We start from the raw sequence: 17,576 nt of genomic DNA, 5'->3' as shown, positions 1-17,576 counted from the left end.
TCAAGGATGAACCTAACATAGGCTTGCCGCCTATATCCTATAAGGTAGTAGATAAGTGAGTTCCAGTAACTGAAAAAAGCAAGGCTGCAAAATAGTGTTTGCATTATGCTTAGTCAACATTTACAAATGAAAATTTGTGATATCATTCCGGGATAACTGGTCGATAGGGGAAAAGTGGGGAGAAAATTCCATGAATATGAGAAAAAAGATGTATAAAAGAAGCTGTTCTTTCGTTTCGGCTTTTGTAGCTTTAGGTATGTTTTCGCAACAAGTTCTAGCGAAAACACCTGCTGATACGCTCGTGATGGCTTGGAATCTTGATGGAATTAGTACCTTTGATCCGGCACAAATTAATGATTCTTACAGCAATGAAATTATTCTCAATGTTTGTAGTCGTTTGATTGATCATGCTCAAAATGATGCGACGAAAATGATGCCAAATTTGGCAAAGAGTTGGGATGTTTCGGGCGATCATAATACTACAGTGATTACTTTTCATTTACGTGATGATTTGACGTTTAATGACGGGCGACCTGCTAATGCTCACGATCTTGTTTGGAGTATGAAACGGGTTATTCAATTGAAAATGGCCAGTGCAGCGACATTTAATGAATATGGTATTACAGAACAAACAGTTGATGATGCACTTCAAGCACCAGATGAAAAAACTGTAGTTATGAAATTTGATAAGCCTTATCCAGCAGAGCTTATCCTGAGTAATATTGCAGCTAATCGTGCCGCTACATTGCTTGATCGTGAAACGATCATGAAACACGAAAAAGATGGTGATATGGGAAACCGGTATTTAGCTACCCATGCTGCTTGTGCTGGCCCTTATGAATTATTTCGTTGGAATCCTGGAGAGGCAGTTATTTTACGTGCTAGCTCTCATTATTGGGGAGAAGCGCCTAAGCTTAAACAGATTTTAATTCGCCATGTTGCTGAGTCAGAGACACAGCGTCTATTATTAGAAAAAGGCGATATTGATGTTGCACGGGACCTAACACCTGAGGCTTTGGAACAACTTAAAAAAACAGCAAATATTCAGGTTGAAAAGATGTTGCTGCCGGCGATGTTTTATTGGGGTTTTAATATGACAAATCCTATTTTCGCCAATGAAAAAGTACGCTTGGCTATGCGCTATCTTATTGATTATGATAGTTTTGGAGAGACAGTTCTCAAAGATATTGGTATTCCTCGTGCTAGTTTTATGCCTATCGGTACTTTGGGTGCTTTGGATGAAAAAGAAGGAAATCCTTTTAAGCTTGATATTCAAAAAGCTAAACAACTTCTAATTGAAGCGGGTTATCCCGATGGATTTGAAACAAATCTAGCGTCAGGAAATACCCCTTATGGTTTATTAATTGCTCAATCCATTCAGGATAATGCAGCAAAAATAGGGGTACGTATTAAAATTGAGCGTTTAGCAGGATCACAATTATTTTCAAGAGTTTCTGCACGTTCTTTTGATACAGCTATTTTAGGGTGGAATAGCGAATCTGTAGATCCTCTTCAATGGCATCACGGGTTGTTTATAATCCTGATAACCGATTTGAGGCTAGAAACACAGCGTATCCTAGTTGGCATCATGGGTATTTTGATGAGGAAATAAACCATAAGGTTGAAGATGCTTTATTTGAAAGTGACGTAGAAAAGCGGATGAAGAAATATGCTGATTTGCAGCATGAAATTATGCAAACAGGGCCTTATGCTTTTCTGTTTCAGAAATATAATGTTGTTGCTATTTCCCCAGTTATCAAAAAATGGTCTTGGAATAATATGTCGGATATTTTTTATAATCTCATTGAAAAATAAGCGCATATTGAATCATCATGTAAACTACAAAAGTGAGCTGATCTCATGAAGTCCATGAGATCAGAGTGGACCGTTTCCTTTTGCATGAAGAGTTTAAAGTATGGGATTGCCATGCAGGGGGAATATTTAAAATTTCCAGGGATTTTTCATTTAAAGTGGGCTTTGTGCGTGTTGAGTGAACGTTGCCAATGTGACTCGCATGTATCTGTGTGTATTATGCCAATGATTTACGGTTTCAGTTGGGATTTATGATTTTAATCAGGAATGAAGATCGAAAATACGCTTTGACTTTAATCTATGAAATAAACTCAATCTGTTGCACTATAGCTGAAAAGCAAATAAAAAGATTACAGCACTTAAGTAGGGAGGCTAAGAAAAAATTCAAGAAGGAAACGCAATAAAGGTACAAAAGAATGTTTAAAAATTTTTATACTTTATTAAAATCGATTGTTTTTTTAGTTGGATTGGCGCCAACAGCACAAAGTGCAACTCCCAAAAATACATTGGTGATGGCGTGGAATATTGATGCGATTAGCCATTTTGATCCAGCACAAGCTGTTGAAATTGTAACCAGTGAACTATTAGGCAATATGTGTAGTTCGTTAGTACAATTTGATCCGCAGGATCTTAAAAAAATTCGTCCTGCGATGGCTGAATCTTGGGATGTGTCGGATGATGGAAAAGTAGTTATTTTTCATCTTCGTGATAATTTAAAGTTTAATGATGGAAGGGTTGCAACTGCATACGATCTTGCTTGGTCAATCCAGCGGATCGTTAAGTTGGGCTTAAGTTATGCTCAATCATTTATGGACTATGGATTTACAAAAGAAAACATTGAAACTGAGATTAAGGCTCTTGATGACAAGACTTTACAAATGAAGTTTGATAAGCCGTACCCTCTTTATCTTATATTATCTTCAGTAATACAATCCTATTCTTCTGCTTTGCTTGATCGCAAAACTCTCGAAGAAAATGCTGTTGATGGCGATATGGGGAATAAATATTTAGCTACCCGTTCAGCTTGTGTTGGTCCTTATAGATTGATAAATTGGAATCCAGGAGAAAGGGTAGTTTTAGAAGCTACACAACATTATTGGGGAGAAAAGCCAAAAATTGAACAGATCTTGATCCGCCATGTGGCGGAAGCAGAAAGTCAGAGGCTTCTCTTAGAAAAGGGTGATGTAGATGTAGCGCGTGATCTATCTTCAGAGGATATTTTAGACATTGAAAAGAAAGGCGGACCTGTTAGAGTTGAACGTACTTTGCGGCCGCAATCCATTTATTTATCACTGAATAATAAGAATTCAATTTTAGCTAATGAAAAAGTGAGATTAGCGCTCCGTTATCTAGTAGATTATGACACTCTTGGCAAAACTGTTTTAAAAGGAATTGGCGTTCCTCGCGCAAGTTATATGCCATTGGGTGTAGTAGGCGCTTTAGATGAAAAAGAAGGAACACCGTTTAAGTTAGATTTAGAAAAGGCAAAACAGTTGATCAGTGAAGCTGGTTATCCTAACGGTTTCAAAGCAGATCTGTTCATTGGCAGTTTAACCTATATGTCTTCTGTTGCGCAGTTTATCCAAGAGAATGCACGCAAAATTGGTATTGAGCTCAAAATTGAAAGAATGGCGCAAGCTCAGTTGTTAAGCCGCGTCCGTAGTGGAAATTATGACATGGCTATTATGGGGTGGAATACATCTGATCCTGATGGACATGTTCCTTCATTACGTCATGTATTTAATCCTGATCCAACATTTACCAAAAAGCACACGATGTATTTAGCTTGGCGTGCTGGCTATTATGATGAAAAAGTCAATAAAATGGTGATGGATGCTTTGTTTGAAAAAGATCAACATAAGCGCTTTGAGCAGTATCGTGATCTACAGAATTATATTCTTTATCATGGGCCTATGGCTTATTTATTTCAAACATATTACACTATTGGGGTAGGGCCTGAGGTGAAAAAATGGGGTTGGGGTGGTATGTCACGCGTTTTCTATAATTTAATTGAGAAATAAGCGTATATTGAGCAATATAAAATACAAAAAAGTTATTTTAAAGCTTGATTGAAATATTCACTCTAGGGAGAAAATGTTACCAGACTTACTGTATCGTAATTATTTAGGAAATCACTATAATGACTTTATCATCTTCAGAAGTTGATACAATTATATCACAAAAGCAGCAAGCACTGCATGTAAGAGCTTTTTTTGTAAAGTCATTAAAGCTGATTATCTCGATATTTGTTACGTTGCTTGGTCTGGTAACAATCACTTTTTTCATTGGTCGTCTGCTCCCTTTAGATCCTGTTATTGCTGTTCTTGGTGATAATATTAGCCAAGAAGCTTATGATATCATGTTTCATAAATTGGGTCTTGATCAGCCATTGATCGTCCAATATTGGAATTATCTCCAAAATATTTTTGTGTTTGATTTTGGAGATTCTTTAATTTCAGGGCGCTCTGTTTTATCAGATATTATACGTGTATTTCCTGCAACATTAGAACTTGCAACAATTGCTATTATTATCAGTACGAGTGTAGGGATTCCACTTGGTGTTTTTGCAGCAATGTACCGCAATTCATGTATTGATTATTTTGTCCGTATTTTTACGTTAATAAGTTATTCCACACCAACTTTCTGGCTCGGATTAATGGCCTTGTTGGTCTTTTATGCGAAACTTGGCTGGATTGGTGGGCCAGGGCGTATTGATTTTGTTTATGAATATTCTTTTGAAGCCACAACAGGATTTTTTCTTTGGGATACCGCCAGGCAAGGTCAATGGGAGGCTTTTGGCAATGCCTTTAGCCATATCATTATGCCTGCTTTAATTTTAGCTTTTGGGGGGATGGCTTATATTAGTCGTATGGTTCGTGGGTTTATGATCGAGCAGATTAATCAGGAATATATTATCACAGCACGTGTTAAAGGATTGTCGTGGGCACGAACAGTTTGGAGCCATGCCTTTCGGAATGCTTCTGTTCAGACTATTACTGTCGTTGGGCTTTCTTATGCTTTTTTATTGGAAGGTGCTGTTTTAACAGAAACGGTTTTTGCTTGGCCTGGTTTTGGGCGTTATTTGACCAATGCACTTTTAGCAGGAGATATGAATGCAGTTTTAGGCTGCACGTTGCTTGTAGGATGCCTCTTTATCTCCATTAATTTACTTTCCGATTTGCTTTATCACATCTTTGATCCAAGGACACGTTGACTATGACACTTGCTAATAATAATGGATCACAAGCATCATTTTTTTTGAAGCGTTGGTTAAAGGAGGATGTTCCACAGTCAGCAATTCAAGCGAATATACAAAAATTTTATCATTCATTTGTCAAATTTTGTTGCAATTTTTCAGCTGCATTTGGCTTAGTTATCATCTGTGCTATTATTTTATGTGCGATCTTCGCACCTTGGATTGCTACTCATGATATTGTAAGCAGTGACCTTTCCTTTCGATTGCAGCCACCATCTATGTTGCATTATCTGGGAACGGATGAATTAGGACGTGATGTTTTTAGTCGCCTAGTTTTTGGTGCGCGTATCACTCTTTATACTGTTTTTCTAACGACGATTATTGTCGGGCCAGTGGGATTGATTGTGGGCACTGCATCTGGTTACATAGGGGGATGGGTTGATATTGTTTTAATGCGTATTGTTGATATTTTTTTTGCTTTTCCAAGTTTGATTTTAGCACTCGCGTTTGCAGCGGCTTTGGGACCTGGCATTGAAAATGCTGCAATTGCGATTTCCATTGTAACATGGCCACCAATAGCACGTTTAGCACGTGCAGAAACTTTGATGATACGTTCATCTGATTATGTTTCCGCCGTGGCTTTGCAAGGTGCATCTTCTTGGCGAATTATTTTGTTTCATGTTGCACCAATGTGTATTCCCTCCGTTATTGTACGATTGGCATTGAATATGTCTGCAGTCATTTTAACAGCTGCTGGTCTTGGCTTTTTGGGGCTGGGAGCTCAACCACCAAGTCCTGAATGGGGTGCAATGCTTTCAACTGGCCGTGAATTTATGATGACCAGTTGGTGGTTGGCAGCTGTTCCAGGCTGTGCAATATTATTGACAAGCCTTGCTTTTAATCTTTTAGGAGATGGACTTCGCGATATATTGGATCCACGCAATGGATAAAAATTTATTAGAAATAGAAGATTTGCGCATTTCATTTCCTACAACACGTGGCGTTGTAGATGTTGTGCGGGGTGTTAGCTTTTCTTTAGGAAAAGAAAAAATTGGTATTGTTGGAGAGTCTGGGTCCGGAAAATCAATGACCGGGCGCGCAATTTTGAAACTCAATCCAAGTTCAGCAATTGTTAAAGCTAAAAAGATGAGTTTTGACAATGTTGATTTGTTAGCTGCGAGTGAGCCTCAAATGCGTAAGATTCGAGGAAGACGTATTTCAATGATTTTACAAGATCCCAAATATTCGCTTAACCCGTTAATCCGAATTGGGGACCAGATTGTGGAAGCTTACCGTATTCATTATCGTGTTTCGAAAGTGGAAGCGTGGGAAAGAACAGTTTCTATGTTGGAATCTGTTCATATTCGCAATCCTGAACATGTTATGCAGTTATTTCCTCATGAGATATCAGGTGGAATGGGGCAGCGGGTTATGATTGCCATGATGCTTATCCCTAAGCCTGATTTAATTATTGCAGATGAGCCAACATCTGCACTTGATGTTACAGTGCGATATCAGGTTTTAACAATATTGGATGAGCTTGTTACACAATCTGGAACTGGGCTTATTTTCATCAGTCATGATTTGAATTTAATTGCTGACTTTTGTGATCGTGTTTTAGTGATGTATGCTGGTCGTATCTTGGAAGAATTGCCTGCGAGTGATTTGTCTCATGCATGTCATCCTTATACAAAGGCTTTGTTAGCGAGTATGCCGCGGCTTAATCATCCGGTTGATGTTTTAACTATTCCTGAGAGAAATCCTGATTGGTTGCATAGTCCAACGATTGTCAATGGTGTTGAAGGAGTTGGACCGTGAGCAATCGTGAAAATATTATTGATGTTTTGAATTTGTCTGTAACGTTTAAGTGTGGATATAAGACCACAAAAATTGTTAAAGATGTTAATTTTCATATTAAACGCGGTGAAGCTTACGGTTTAATTGGTGAATCAGGATGTGGAAAATCAACTATTTTGAACGCATTGGTTGGGCGTATTTCCAATTATAATGGGTCTTTTCTTTTCAATGGAACGGCTGTTCCTCAAAAAAGAAATAAAGATTTTTTACGCTGTGTTCAGATGGTATTTCAAGATCCTTATGCCTCACTTCATCCAAGAAAAATGGTGCATGCTGTGCTTTCGGAATCTTTAGCGATTCACGATATGGATAATCAAAAAGAGCGGGTGTGCGATATTTTAAATTCTGTTGGTCTGGGTTCTTCATTTCTTTATCGTTATCCGCATGAGCTGTCTGGGGGGCAACGCCAGCGTGTTGCTCTTGCACGTGCGCTGATTATTGAACCAGAGGTTTTATTGCTTGATGAACCAACATCTGCATTAGATGTATCGGTGCAGGCTGAAATTTTAAATTTGTTGAAATCATTACGGAAAGAAAAACAATTGACCTACCTGATGGTATCCCATGATCTTTCTGTTGTTGCTCATATATGTGAACGTGTTGGAATTATGCATGAAGGGGTTATTCTTGAGGAGTTGAGCAATAATGATTTGCGCCATTTGCACGCGCAGAATGATTATACAAAAATGTTTCTTAAAGCCAGTATTGAGCCTATTGCTCATGAAGATAAGGAATTCTAAACATAAACATAAACGTAAGGGAAAGGGAGAGATTTCCCTTATCTGATCACTGTAGTTTGACATTAGATTTTGTACTAAGTGGGAAGAAGTAGGATGAGATAAGAATAAGTGATAATCCATTGTTTCTACGTATAATTTTCACCATTAAATGCGTACTTTGTCAGATTGGATTTTGACACCAAAAATCACTAAAAATCGGAAAAAGTGCGCTTCAATGGTAAAAAGGAGAAAAGGCTTTGAAAGTCCAGAAAACCACCTTTGAAAGCTCTTTGAAGACCCTTTGAAAAAATAAAAATCCTTTTAAAAAAGACAAATTGCGACAAAATATGATGCAAATTATACAAAATTTGGTGGTGTCTGCATTCATATTTTACATATTTTTGGCATCAAATAATGTGATTTCTGGGAAAAACTGACCATCATAAATTGTGCTTTTTAGAAAAGGAAAATAAGACTCATAAAAGGATCTTTTAATAACCTCTGAAGGGCTTTTGAAAATCTTTTAAAAATCCCTTGAAAAAATAAATTGGTACAAAACCTGGTGGCAAGCTACACTGGTACAAAAACTTGGTAGCAAGCTACAACCGATGAAAAAGAAATTGGTAGCGGAGGAGGGATTCGAACCCCCGACACAAGGATTATGATTCCTCTGCTCTAACCTACTGAGCTACTCCGCCAACATAAGAAAGGCGTTATACAAACTATCTTATTCTTTGCCGGATATAAGAGGTAGAATAGTAAGATGTCAAGCGCCGTTTTTAAGCTTTTCTCTTGTCATTCTATTCTATCCTCGATATGGAATAAATAGAAGTGTAATTTTATACAGTTTACAGGATAAGGCATAAAAAATGGCGCCACGTGTAGCGGTTTTGGGATGCGGTTATTGGGGTAGTAATCATGTACGAACACTCAAAAATCTTGGGGCTTTAATTGCGGTATCTGATGTTGATTTTAGTCGTGCTGCGGATTTAGCAAATGTACATGGCGTTGAGGCTATTACACCCGACGATCTTTTTGCTCGTACCGATATTGATGCGCTGGTATTGGCATTGCCTCCACAATTTCATACAGAAAATGTTTTGCGTGCCATTAGAAGTGGCAAAGATGTTTTGGTTGAAAAGCCCATTGCCTTGAATGTAACTGATGCTAAGAATCAGGTGCAGGCTGCTAGCAAATATGGACGGGTTTTTATGGTCGGTCATGTTTTGCGTTTCCACCCTGCTTTTGAAAAAATGTGCGAATTTGTGAAGAATGGAGAACTCGGTGAGGTACGCTACATTTATTCTCATCGATTAGGCTTTGGAAAGTTTCATACGCAGAGTGATGCTTTATGGGATCTAGCACCTCATGATCTTTCAATGATTTTAGCTTTGACAGGATGTGAACCTTCTGAAATCCGAGGAGAGGGAGCTTCAGTAATTGAACAGCTTTCTGATTTTGCGCATATTCACATGATGTTTCCAAATGGTATACGTAGCCATCTTTTTACTTCACGCCTTTGTCCTTATCGTGAAAGGCGTTTAACGGTTGTTGGTACAAAGGCTATGCTTATCTTTGATGATATGGAACCTTGGAGTTGTAAATTAGCATTTCGTCATTTTTCTGTTTGGCAGGAGGATAAAGAGAGGGCTTTTAATGCTAACGAATTGAATTATATCGAACTTTGTGAAGATTTACCACTTACCCGTGAGTTACAGCATTTTCTCCATTGTATTGAGACACGTCAATCACCTCGTACAGATGGTGATGACGCTATTGCTGTTTTACGGATTTTGACTGCTGCTAGTCGCACATTACTATAGGTAAAGTAGGATAGAATTTTCAGATTATTTTGATTGTCAATGGAGTTAATATGCAGTTCATCGATCTTGGAGCACAGCGCGCACGCATTGAAGATAAAATTAATGCTGCAATTGCGCATGTCGTAGCCAGTGGTAAGTATATTTTAGGGCCCCAAGTAACAGAGTTTGAGGAACGATTAGCAGAGTATCTTGGTGTTAAGCATGTCGTTGCGTGTGCTAATGGAACTGATGCATTGGTGATGCCTCTTATGGCTAAAAATATTGGTCCGGGGGATGCTGTTTTTTGTCCTAGTTTTACGTTTTGTGCTACTGCGGAAGTTGTTGCTTTAGTCGGAGCAAAACCTGTTTTTGTTGATGTTATGCCTGATACATTTAATATTGATGTGGGTAAACTTTGTGAAGCAATAGAGGCGATTAAAAAAGAGGGGCATCTCAATCCAAAAGCAATTATTGCTGTCGATTTATTTGGGATTCCCGCTGATTATGCTCAAATTTCCATGGTCGCTGCAAAGGAAAATCTTTTTGTTATTGAAGATGCAGCTCAGGCTATAGGAAGTAAATTTGGTGATGTTATGTGCGGGGGATTTGGTGATGTCTCAGCGACCAGTTTTTATCCAGCAAAACCATTAGGATGTTATGGTGATGGGGGAGCTATGATGACCAATGATGATGGTCTAGCAGAAACTTTACGTTCAATTTTGTTTCATGGCAAAGGTAAAACGCAATATGATAATGTGCGTATTGGTTTGAATTCGCGGTTAGATACAATCCAAGCTGCAATTTTGTTAGAAAAGCTTGCTATTATTGAAGATGAGATGGAAAGCCGTATGGCAATTGCTCAACGTTATTCTGATGGTTTAAAAGATGTTGTTGTCGTTCCAGAAATAGACAAGAATATTCGTTGTGTTTATGCGCAATATACCATTAAGGCGAAAGATCGCGATCGATTAAAATCACATTTACAGGACAATGCTATTCCTACAATGATTTATTATAATACTCCTTTGCATTTACAACCAGCTTATAAACATTTTCCTTATATAAAGGGATCACTTTCTGTTTCTGAAACTTTGGGAGATTGTGTTTTAAGTTTACCTATGCATCCTTATTTATCACAAAGCGATCAAGATATAATAATTCAGCTCATAAGAGATTTTTATCACTCTTGAAAAATATCCATACCCTTAAAGCTTGGGTATTAAATTGGTTTTTATCGTCCCAATATATTGGGCTTTATAAGAACTGATATTTTCTCTCTTTTTTAGAATTTGAACGAGACATGAAGCTGCTATGTAGAAAAAAGCGGAAGATATTTTGTCTATTTAAAAACCGTCTCTGAACTGATCTTAAAGAGGTGCTTTATTAAAGCGGTGTTTTTTGAGCATAGCTTATTTTCTCGCGAATACGGGATGCAAGGTCATTTTTGCTTTTAGAGTTTTGGGTTAATGCATTGATAGGCGAGTTTTTCCCTTCCTTTAGAGCTATTTGAGTAGCGAGTGTTGCCGCTAATTCCTTTGTTTCTTCACGCAATTCATTAAAGAGTTTATTGCTAGAAGGAGCATTAAATTTACCAATTTGAATCTTTTGTAAACGCTGTTGATAGGAAATTATTTTTTCACGCATTATTTTGATTTTCATTATAAAAGTTCTTAATTACAAAGGTATACTATTTACTTTATTTTCTTATTATTAAATAGGAAAAATTTCTCTGTTAAATAGAGAGCTATTTAAAATGGATTCCATGTTGGCATGGGCGTTAATTTTAAATATCCCATATTGATACCGAGGCGTGCTCCGATCCCTGTGCGTATTGGAATGAGTAGAATGTTATTACGTTTCAAAACGTGAAATCCAGCTCCTGCAATTAAATAAGCCGAACCTGAAATACCGGCATAGCGTCCCCACAAATCATTTATATTATTGAGATCATAAATTAAGATCATGAGGCGGGAGCCTTGGCCGCCAAAGTCCCATCCTAAAGAGGGGCCTTGCCAAAAAATTTTGCGCTTATTATCATTTTTGGTAAAAATTTCTCCTTCACCATAGGTTAATCCAGCAAAAAAGGCACCAGAGGCTTCTTCTCCTAAAATATAAGCATTAGGTTGACCATATTGTGAAAATACTTTTTCAATAGCAGTTGCGATATTGCCAGTCGTTTGGCCAAAAAAATCGTGACCAGAAGCAACGATTTCTTTCATCGAGTAACGTTGCTCATTGTTTATTGATTGGAACTGGGCATTGGCAATGCTGATAGTAACAAATAGGAAGGATATTAAGAGTATAATTTTTTTGTAAAAGCGTAATAACAAAGAGAGAGTCATAGGATTTTCTTCATATAAGGTGATCTTTTTATCTAATTTAAATAGGTAATAGGGTATAAAGTTATTTAAATCCTTAAATTTATCGTTAAACAAAATTTTTTAATATAATTGTTAGATTTTCGTATATGCATGTGATGTTAAGATGCTATTTTAAAATGAGTTTTAGCTTTAAAGTTTAGGAGTTATAAATAATTATGACATTAACCGCTTCTTTGAAGTCTACGGATTTGGCTGCTTTACTTTGTAGTCGTCTTTGCCATGATTTGATTTCACCTATTGGTGCTATTCAAAATGCAATGGAGCTTTATGATGAAGGATGTGCTGATGAAGATGCTTTGCAATTAGTGCGTATTTCTGTTGCAAAAGCGTCTGCACGCTTACAATTTGCACGCTTAGCTTTTGGTAATGCAGGATCAGTAGGGTGTCAAATCGATACGAGTTTTGTCGAACAGGTTGCTCAACAGTATATGGCAGAAGAAAAAGCAACATTAAAATGGCAAGCTCCTTCTTTACTTTTGCCAAAAGATGAAGTGAAATTTTTGCTTAATTTATTATTCATTGCAAATGCAACTGTTCCGCGCGGTGGTGAAATTGCTATGATGATTTTACAAGATGCAGATACACGCTCGTTTCGATTTGAGATTTATGGTAAAATATTGAAAATTTCTCCCTATTTTATTGAGTTAAATAATGGGAAACTTCCAGAAGAACCAGTCGATGCTCACACGATACAACTTTATTATACGGCGCTACTTGCTGAAATATCAGCTATGAAAGTAAGCATACATGAAACTAATGATCATCTCATTTTAGAAAGTACAAAAAACCTTTAAAAAGAGTAAGATCTCTTAAGTTATATGAGGTTAGTCACAAAGTTTTTTAGATAAAGAGTGGGGCTTTAAGAATTCTGATTTGTGCAAGTGTCCTCGTGTATAAATCGATCTTGTGTATAAGAATTTTTATTTTAATAGGAAAAAAAGTCTCGGCACTTTATAACCCCGAGATTTTAAGTATGCTTTTTGCGTTTTTAAGCAGTTTTTCGTGTATTTTCTGCAATCGGATCACGTAATACGTAGCCGCGCCCCCACACTGTATCAATATAGCTTATGCCAGAAGATACAGAATCTAGTTTTTTTCGTAGTTTGCAAATAAAAACGTCAATAATTTTGAGTTCAGGCTCGTCCATTCCACCATAAAGATGATTCAGAAACATTTCTTTGGTAAGTGTGGTGCCTTTGCGCAAGGAGAGAAGCTCTAGCATCTGATATTCTTTACCAGTTAAATGAACAGGACGGCCTGCAACTTCAACTGTTTTAGTATCAAGATTAACGATGAGATCACCCGTAACGATAACTGATTGTGCATGGCCTTTAGAACGACGCACAACAGCATGGATGCGTGCAATCAATTCATCTTTATGGAAAGGTTTTGTCATATAATCGTCAGCACCAAAACCAAAACCTCGCACTTTGTCTTCAATGCTCGCCATGCCTGAAAGAATCAGCACAGGAGTTTTGATTTTTGCTAACCGTAGGGTTCGCAAAACATCGTAGCCTGACATATCAGGTAAATTTAGGTCAAGTAAAATGATATCATAATCATAAAGCTTACCTAAATCCGTTCCCTCTTCTCCCAAATCGGTAGTATAAACATTAAAATTTCCTGATTTCAGCATCAATTCGATGCTTTGGCTCATTGTTTTATCATCTTCAATTAATAATACGCGCATTTTAGTCCCTTTTACTCCTCCCGACTCAGGTGTAGCCACTTGTTTTATTAACAAATGGTAAAGCTTTCTTTATAAAAATAACCTAAAAATCAGACAGTTATGATTAAAGTGCTTATGAACAATTCACCAGTATACGCAATAATTGTGGCTGTTTACCTCACTATCCAGAATAATGGTTAACAAAATGTTTTTATTTTTGGAAGAGGTTTACTAAATTATTTTAGAAAAAGTTGGGATTTCTTTGATTTCATAGGAAAATGATTTGTGTACTCTTTATTTTTTAAAAATTTGATAACAAACTACTGAAACAGTCTTCTGAAATTTTTGTATTTATTTACCGGGCATTAATTCACTTTCCCTATAGTAGTTATGGGATGTGTATAAATAGTTCGTGTGTTGTGAGGTATCTTGCGTTTGTTGATGTCTTAAAGAAGTGTCATCTACCTTTGAAAAAACTCTTTTTATTGAGAAAGTTGGGAGGATGGTTCTGAAATTGTTTTTCGTAGCACGTATGTAAGTTTTTGTTAGTGCATTTTGCACAATCAAGGAGTGATGGGTATGAAACCACGTGAGAGTGTGGTGCAGTTAAAAATGTTTCAAGCTCGTGGAAAGCGTCGTGAAATTGCGCAGCTTGAGATGATGATCAAAGAATTTGAGCGTATAATGACAGATTTAGAAGCGCAAATTATTGATGAAGAACGTAAATCTGGAAATAGTGATACTAATCATTTTGCTTATTCAACTTTTGCTCGTGCAGCACGGCAAAGGTGTGACAATATTACAAATTCCATTCGTGATCTACAGCGTCAAAAAGAAAATGCTGAAGCGACTTTATGTGAAATTGAAACAGAACTGCAACGTATAAAAATTCTTAATGGGCAAGAAAACAAAGCAGAAAAAGATCATGACTCTGTTTCTATTCAGCCTCATTTAAGGGTTGGATAATAAACTTTTTAGATAGGATATAAATCTTTTAGATTGTATATGCTAAGGAGTAAGAAATAGCTAAACTTGTGTGAGTTTAGCTATTTTACCGTCAGTTTTCAAATTCAATAATTAATCACTGAATTGGCAATTAATATCTATATTGTTGGAGTCTTGTTGTTCGTAATCCAGCTAAGCCGTGTTCATGGATCGAGTTTTGCCATGAAAGAAATTCTTCTACGGTCAAACTGTAGCGCTGGCACGCCTCATCAAGACTTAACAATCCACCTTTGACAGCTGCGACAACCTCAGCTTTACGACGAATAACCCAACGTCTTGTTGTTATTGGAGGTAGATCAGTAAGTGTGAGCGGGCTTCCATCTGGGCCAGTAACGTATTTCATTTGTGATTTTATCAAATCGGTCATTATATTCTCTACTTTTATAGGATCAGATTCTTCTATAAAGTGTGAACTTTAAAAAAGAACTAAACCAAAACAGAAAAAATATTTTTTATCTCGCCTCTTTTCATTTTGTGCTACTCTTTAATAAAAATTAATGCCACTAGTTGTCGGAAGAATAAAAAAATAATATGAGGATGTGATGGATGGCTCATATTGAAAATAGTGACAAGGTATATATGAGTAACAATGGCGCACATATTAATAGAGAATGAACATATGTTTTTGAATAGCCTTGATTTGCCAGGACCACCTGAAAATTCTCGTGTTGTTGTTGCAATGTCTGGAGGGGTTGATTCGTCGGTTGTTGCAGGACTTTTAAAAAGAGAAGGGTATGATGTTGTTGGGATTACGTTGCAGCTTTATGATCATGGCGCTGCAACACATCGTGCGGGGGCATGTTGCGCAGGACAGGATATTGAAGATGCTCGTCGTGTAGCAGAAACACTTAGGATACCTTATTACGTTCTTGATTATGAATCCCGGTTTCGTGAAGCTGTGATTGATCCTTTTGCAGAAAGTTATGCACGTGGAGAAACACCTATTCCTTGTGTAGCTTGTAATCAAACTGTTAAATTTGCTGATTTGTTGGTAACCGCCCGTGAATTAGGTGCGGATGCTTTAGCAACAGGCCATTATATTCGTAGCGTTTCTTATGGTACGCATCGGGCATTGTTTCGTCCTCTTGATTCTGAACGTGATCAAAGCTACTTCTTGTTCGCAACGACGCAAGAACAAATTGATTATCTGCGTTTTCCACTTGGTAATCTTCCGAAAGCGCGTGTTCGCGAAATAGCAAAAGAAATGGGTCTTACAGTTGCCGATAAGCATGATAGTCAGGATATTTGTTTTGTACCACAGGGGAAATATTCTGATGTAATTGCGAAGTTGCGTCCAGAGGCTTCCAATCCTGGAGATATCGTTCATATTAATGGACAAATTTTGGGTCAGCATTCAGGAATTATCAATTACACTGTTGGTCAACGCCGTGGTATTGGTGTTGCAACCGGTGAAGCACTTTACGTCATTTTCCTTGATGTAGAAAATGCACGGGTTATTGTTGGTCCACGCGAAATGTTGGAGACGCATAAGCTTTTTTTGCGTGATGTTAATTGGCTCGGTGATGAGCGGTTAGAAAATTTTCCTTCTGATTGTATTGATGTGGCCGCAAAAATTCGTTCAACACGTCCTCCACGTCCAGCTCGGTTATATTATAAAGAGGGAATTTTTTCTGTTGACCTCTTGGAAGGTGAAAGCAGTGTAGCACCTGGTCAAGCATGTGTTTTTTATAATGAAAGTGGTGATGGAGCACGTGTTCTTGGAGGTGGATTTATTACGCATTCAGAGCGTTCTACTGATGCTGAAGAAAGATTACAGAGAGTTTTGCATAATTGAAATACAAAAACTATAGCCATTTCTTCAACAAAATAACTATTATGTGTGAGCAAATACTATAAGGGTGAGTGTTCTTACAATTTGAATATTATCGGCTTTAATTGAGTTTATTAAAATCAGCAAAATGTGCCAGTGCAAGGCCTGATGCTGTAGCAATATTGAGGCTATCAAAGCCATAAGCCATAGGGATACGCAAGATTTCTGACTTTTGTAGAACATGAGTTGGTAAGCTATCACCCTCTGTTCCCAAAATAAGAGCGGTATGTTTCATTGTTTTTGCTTCTTTAAGATAGCGCGGAGCAGAGGGTGATAGCGCGTAAAGATGAAAGTTTGCATCACTTAAAGTTTTTATAATGCTCTCAATATCATTTCCTTGTGTATAGGGTATTCTTAGAGTTGCACCAACAGAAGATCTGATCACTGTTCGGTCAAGAGGATCACAGGAAGTTTTATCAACAATAATGCCATAACTAGCAAAGGCAGCTGCGTTGCGAAAAATCGCACCCATATTCTCATTATTAGAGATACCACATAAAACTGGCACTAAAGCTCTTTCTGGGAGATCCTGTAAGAATTCTTGTAATGATGGTAATGCTTTGCGCTCACCAATACCGAGCATGCCACGGTGAACGTGGAAACCAGCAATATCATCCATGATCTTTTGCGGAACACAATAAATAGAACATGTTGGTTTTGTTTCTTTTAAAATGGGCATAATTTCAAGAAGGCGTGCTGCAACAACAAGTAACGATAGAGTAGAAAAATTTTTTGAATGCAGCAGTGCTGACAATACTACTTTTCCCTCAGCAACGAACTGGTGTTGCCTTCTAGTAAGATCTTTTTCACGGATATTATGATAAGATTCCAAGCGCGGATCACCGGCTTCGTGGATTGTGATGATATTTAGAGTCATAACGAATTTTAACATTATTTTTTCTAAATCACCAGAGATTGAATAGTAGATTTATGACTGAATAGAAAAGAGAAATAAAAAATTACATCATTTTTAAATTTAAGGTAGAATTTATATTGACAATATACAATCATAGGTATAAAACTCAGAGCTGCTGGATGCGGCACAATATATTGTTCTCGTATATCAGGTACAGGGTCTTAGGTCCCCGCTATTTCCTAGGTCCATGTAGCCCCTATTCATTAGGGAAGAAGAATCTGGGTTCCCAATTCCCGGATTCTTTCTTGTGGGGTGCTTTATCGAAAAAATTTTCTTTTACTTGATATGATTTTTGGAATTGCAAGCTCTTATGCTAAATAAAGCTTAATAAGTGTTTTGCCATTTCTACTATTGCTCTTGGGGTTGGGCTGGTATCACGATCGTTATA

Annotated in this window: 14 protein-coding genes, 1 tRNA gene and 2 pseudogenes; 11 read left to right on the top strand and 6 right to left on the bottom strand. The window is 37.4% G+C overall.

The genetic code is table 11. The features are described from left to right. The first annotated feature begins 190 nt into the window (after positions 1-190). The 6 genes and pseudogenes from BARBAKC583_RS05005 (at position 191) to BARBAKC583_RS04980 (ending at position 7,605) form a co-directional block, all read left to right on the top strand. Positions 191-1,815: pseudogene (locus tag BARBAKC583_RS05005) on the top strand (ABC transporter substrate-binding protein). Positions 1,816-2,228: 413 nt separating this feature from the next. Then, positions 2,229-3,833 (top strand): ABC transporter substrate-binding protein, encoded by a 1,605-nt coding sequence (locus BARBAKC583_RS05000; protein ID WP_005767578.1) that lies wholly within the window; start codon positions 2,229-2,231, stop codon positions 3,831-3,833. A gap of 119 nt (positions 3,834-3,952) precedes the next feature. Further along, the gene (locus tag BARBAKC583_RS04995) at positions 3,953-5,026 is read left to right on the top strand and encodes an ABC transporter permease (RefSeq protein WP_005767576.1); all 1,074 of its coding nucleotides are present in this window, start codon (positions 3,953-3,955) and stop codon (positions 5,024-5,026) included. A 2-nt stretch (positions 5,027-5,028) separates the two neighbouring features. After that, the gene (locus BARBAKC583_RS04990) at positions 5,029-5,958 is read left to right on the top strand and encodes an ABC transporter permease (RefSeq protein ID WP_005767573.1); all 930 of its coding nucleotides are present in this window, start codon (positions 5,029-5,031) and stop codon (positions 5,956-5,958) included. Then, a complete protein-coding gene (locus BARBAKC583_RS04985) occupies positions 5,951-6,826 on the top strand; it encodes an ABC transporter ATP-binding protein (RefSeq protein ID WP_005767571.1) in 876 nt (291 codons plus the stop codon). Before BARBAKC583_RS04990 ends, BARBAKC583_RS04985 begins: the two co-directional genes overlap by 8 nt. Further along, on the top strand, positions 6,823-7,605 hold the full coding sequence (locus tag BARBAKC583_RS04980) for an ABC transporter ATP-binding protein (protein WP_005767569.1): 783 nt from the start codon (positions 6,823-6,825) through the stop codon (positions 7,603-7,605). The genes BARBAKC583_RS04985 and BARBAKC583_RS04980 overlap by 4 nt, the downstream gene beginning before the upstream one ends. Before the next feature lie 600 nt (positions 7,606-8,205). Here BARBAKC583_RS04980 and BARBAKC583_RS04970 read toward each other — a convergent pair. Then, positions 8,206-8,282, bottom strand: a tRNA-Met gene (locus tag BARBAKC583_RS04970). A 171-nt stretch (positions 8,283-8,453) separates the two neighbouring features. Between BARBAKC583_RS04970 and BARBAKC583_RS04965 the strand changes: the two genes are divergently transcribed. After that, positions 8,454-9,407: a Gfo/Idh/MocA family protein gene (locus BARBAKC583_RS04965; protein WP_005767566.1), complete on the top strand. Its 954-nt coding sequence runs from the start codon at positions 8,454-8,456 to the stop codon at positions 9,405-9,407. Positions 9,408-9,457: 50 nt separating this feature from the next. Beyond that, positions 9,458-10,576 carry a DegT/DnrJ/EryC1/StrS family aminotransferase gene (locus BARBAKC583_RS04960; protein ID WP_005767565.1) on the top strand — a complete coding sequence of 373 codons (1,119 nt, stop codon included), beginning with the start codon at positions 9,458-9,460 and terminating at the stop codon, positions 10,574-10,576. A gap of 193 nt (positions 10,577-10,769) precedes the next feature. Here BARBAKC583_RS04960 and BARBAKC583_RS04955 read toward each other — a convergent pair. Together BARBAKC583_RS04955 and BARBAKC583_RS04950 are read right to left on the bottom strand one after the other, a co-directional pair. Next, positions 10,770-11,054 (bottom strand): annotated as a pseudogene (locus BARBAKC583_RS04955) (hypothetical protein); the annotation flags it as partial. Positions 11,055-11,134: 80 nt separating this feature from the next. Further along, positions 11,135-11,728 carry a DUF1134 domain-containing protein gene (locus BARBAKC583_RS04950; protein WP_011807396.1) on the bottom strand — a complete coding sequence of 198 codons (594 nt, stop codon included), beginning with the start codon at positions 11,726-11,728 and terminating at the stop codon, positions 11,135-11,137. Between the two features lie 194 nt (positions 11,729-11,922). Between BARBAKC583_RS04950 and chpT the strand changes: the two genes are divergently transcribed. Further along, the gene (gene chpT, locus BARBAKC583_RS04940; protein ID WP_005767559.1) at positions 11,923-12,561 is read left to right on the top strand and encodes a histidine phosphotransferase ChpT; all 639 of its coding nucleotides are present in this window, start codon (positions 11,923-11,925) and stop codon (positions 12,559-12,561) included. Positions 12,562-12,755: 194 nt separating this feature from the next. On the opposite strand, the gene ctrA is transcribed toward chpT, so the two are convergent. After that, positions 12,756-13,457 (bottom strand): response regulator transcription factor CtrA, encoded by a 702-nt coding sequence (gene ctrA / locus BARBAKC583_RS04935; protein WP_005767557.1) that lies wholly within the window; start codon positions 13,455-13,457, stop codon positions 12,756-12,758. A 558-nt stretch (positions 13,458-14,015) separates the two neighbouring features. Between ctrA and BARBAKC583_RS04920 the strand changes: the two genes are divergently transcribed. After that, on the top strand, positions 14,016-14,402 hold the full coding sequence (locus BARBAKC583_RS04920; protein ID WP_005767556.1) for a hypothetical protein: 387 nt from the start codon (positions 14,016-14,018) through the stop codon (positions 14,400-14,402). Positions 14,403-14,532: 130 nt separating this feature from the next. Here the strand turns inward: BARBAKC583_RS04920 and sciP are convergent, their stop codons facing one another. Continuing rightward, positions 14,533-14,808 carry a CtrA inhibitor SciP gene (sciP, locus tag BARBAKC583_RS04910; protein ID WP_005767554.1) on the bottom strand — a complete coding sequence of 92 codons (276 nt, stop codon included), beginning with the start codon at positions 14,806-14,808 and terminating at the stop codon, positions 14,533-14,535. 252 nt (positions 14,809-15,060) lie between these two features. Between sciP and mnmA the strand changes: the two genes are divergently transcribed. Then, positions 15,061-16,236 (top strand): tRNA 2-thiouridine(34) synthase MnmA, encoded by a 1,176-nt coding sequence (gene mnmA / locus BARBAKC583_RS04900; RefSeq protein WP_005767552.1) that lies wholly within the window; start codon positions 15,061-15,063, stop codon positions 16,234-16,236. 97 nt (positions 16,237-16,333) lie between these two features. Here the strand turns inward: mnmA and BARBAKC583_RS04895 are convergent, their stop codons facing one another. Next, a complete protein-coding gene (locus tag BARBAKC583_RS04895; RefSeq protein WP_011807395.1) occupies positions 16,334-17,149 on the bottom strand; it encodes a TrmH family RNA methyltransferase in 816 nt (271 codons plus the stop codon). Positions 17,150-17,576 lie beyond the last annotated feature (427 nt).

Origin of the sequence: Bartonella bacilliformis KC583 (assembly GCF_000015445.1) — a bacterium.
In the GTDB taxonomy this organism is placed as follows: Bacteria; Pseudomonadota; Alphaproteobacteria; order Rhizobiales; family Rhizobiaceae; genus Bartonella; species Bartonella bacilliformis.
The sequence above is the reverse complement of the archived record's forward strand: the minus strand, read 5'-3'. Positions and strand labels throughout refer to the sequence as shown.

What these genes read in the sequence shown, in the direction of transcription:
- sciP (WP_005767554.1), bottom strand. Translation starts at nt 14,808, where the DNA reads ATGACCGATTTGATAAAATCACAAATGAAATACGTTACTGGCCCAGAT.
- BARBAKC583_RS04920 (WP_005767556.1), top strand. Translation starts at nt 14,016, where the DNA reads ATGAAACCACGTGAGAGTGTGGTGCAGTTAAAAATGTTTCAAGCTCGT.
- BARBAKC583_RS04960 (WP_005767565.1), top strand. Translation starts at nt 9,458, where the DNA reads ATGCAGTTCATCGATCTTGGAGCACAGCGCGCACGCATTGAAGATAAA.
- mnmA (WP_005767552.1), top strand. Translation starts at nt 15,061, where the DNA reads ATGTTTTTGAATAGCCTTGATTTGCCAGGACCACCTGAAAATTCTCGT.
- chpT (WP_005767559.1), top strand. Translation starts at nt 11,923, where the DNA reads ATGACATTAACCGCTTCTTTGAAGTCTACGGATTTGGCTGCTTTACTT.
- BARBAKC583_RS05000 (WP_005767578.1), top strand. Translation starts at nt 2,229, where the DNA reads ATGTTTAAAAATTTTTATACTTTATTAAAATCGATTGTTTTTTTAGTT.
- BARBAKC583_RS04990 (WP_005767573.1), top strand. Translation starts at nt 5,029, where the DNA reads ATGACACTTGCTAATAATAATGGATCACAAGCATCATTTTTTTTGAAG.
- BARBAKC583_RS04950 (WP_011807396.1), bottom strand. Translation starts at nt 11,728, where the DNA reads ATGACTCTCTCTTTGTTATTACGCTTTTACAAAAAAATTATACTCTTA.
- BARBAKC583_RS04965 (WP_005767566.1), top strand. Translation starts at nt 8,454, where the DNA reads ATGGCGCCACGTGTAGCGGTTTTGGGATGCGGTTATTGGGGTAGTAAT.
- ctrA (WP_005767557.1), bottom strand. Translation starts at nt 13,457, where the DNA reads ATGCGCGTATTATTAATTGAAGATGATAAAACAATGAGCCAAAGCATC.
- BARBAKC583_RS04895 (WP_011807395.1), bottom strand. Translation starts at nt 17,149, where the DNA reads ATGACTCTAAATATCATCACAATCCACGAAGCCGGTGATCCGCGCTTG.
- BARBAKC583_RS04995 (WP_005767576.1), top strand. Translation starts at nt 3,953, where the DNA reads ATGACTTTATCATCTTCAGAAGTTGATACAATTATATCACAAAAGCAG.
- BARBAKC583_RS04985 (WP_005767571.1), top strand. Translation starts at nt 5,951, where the DNA reads ATGGATAAAAATTTATTAGAAATAGAAGATTTGCGCATTTCATTTCCT.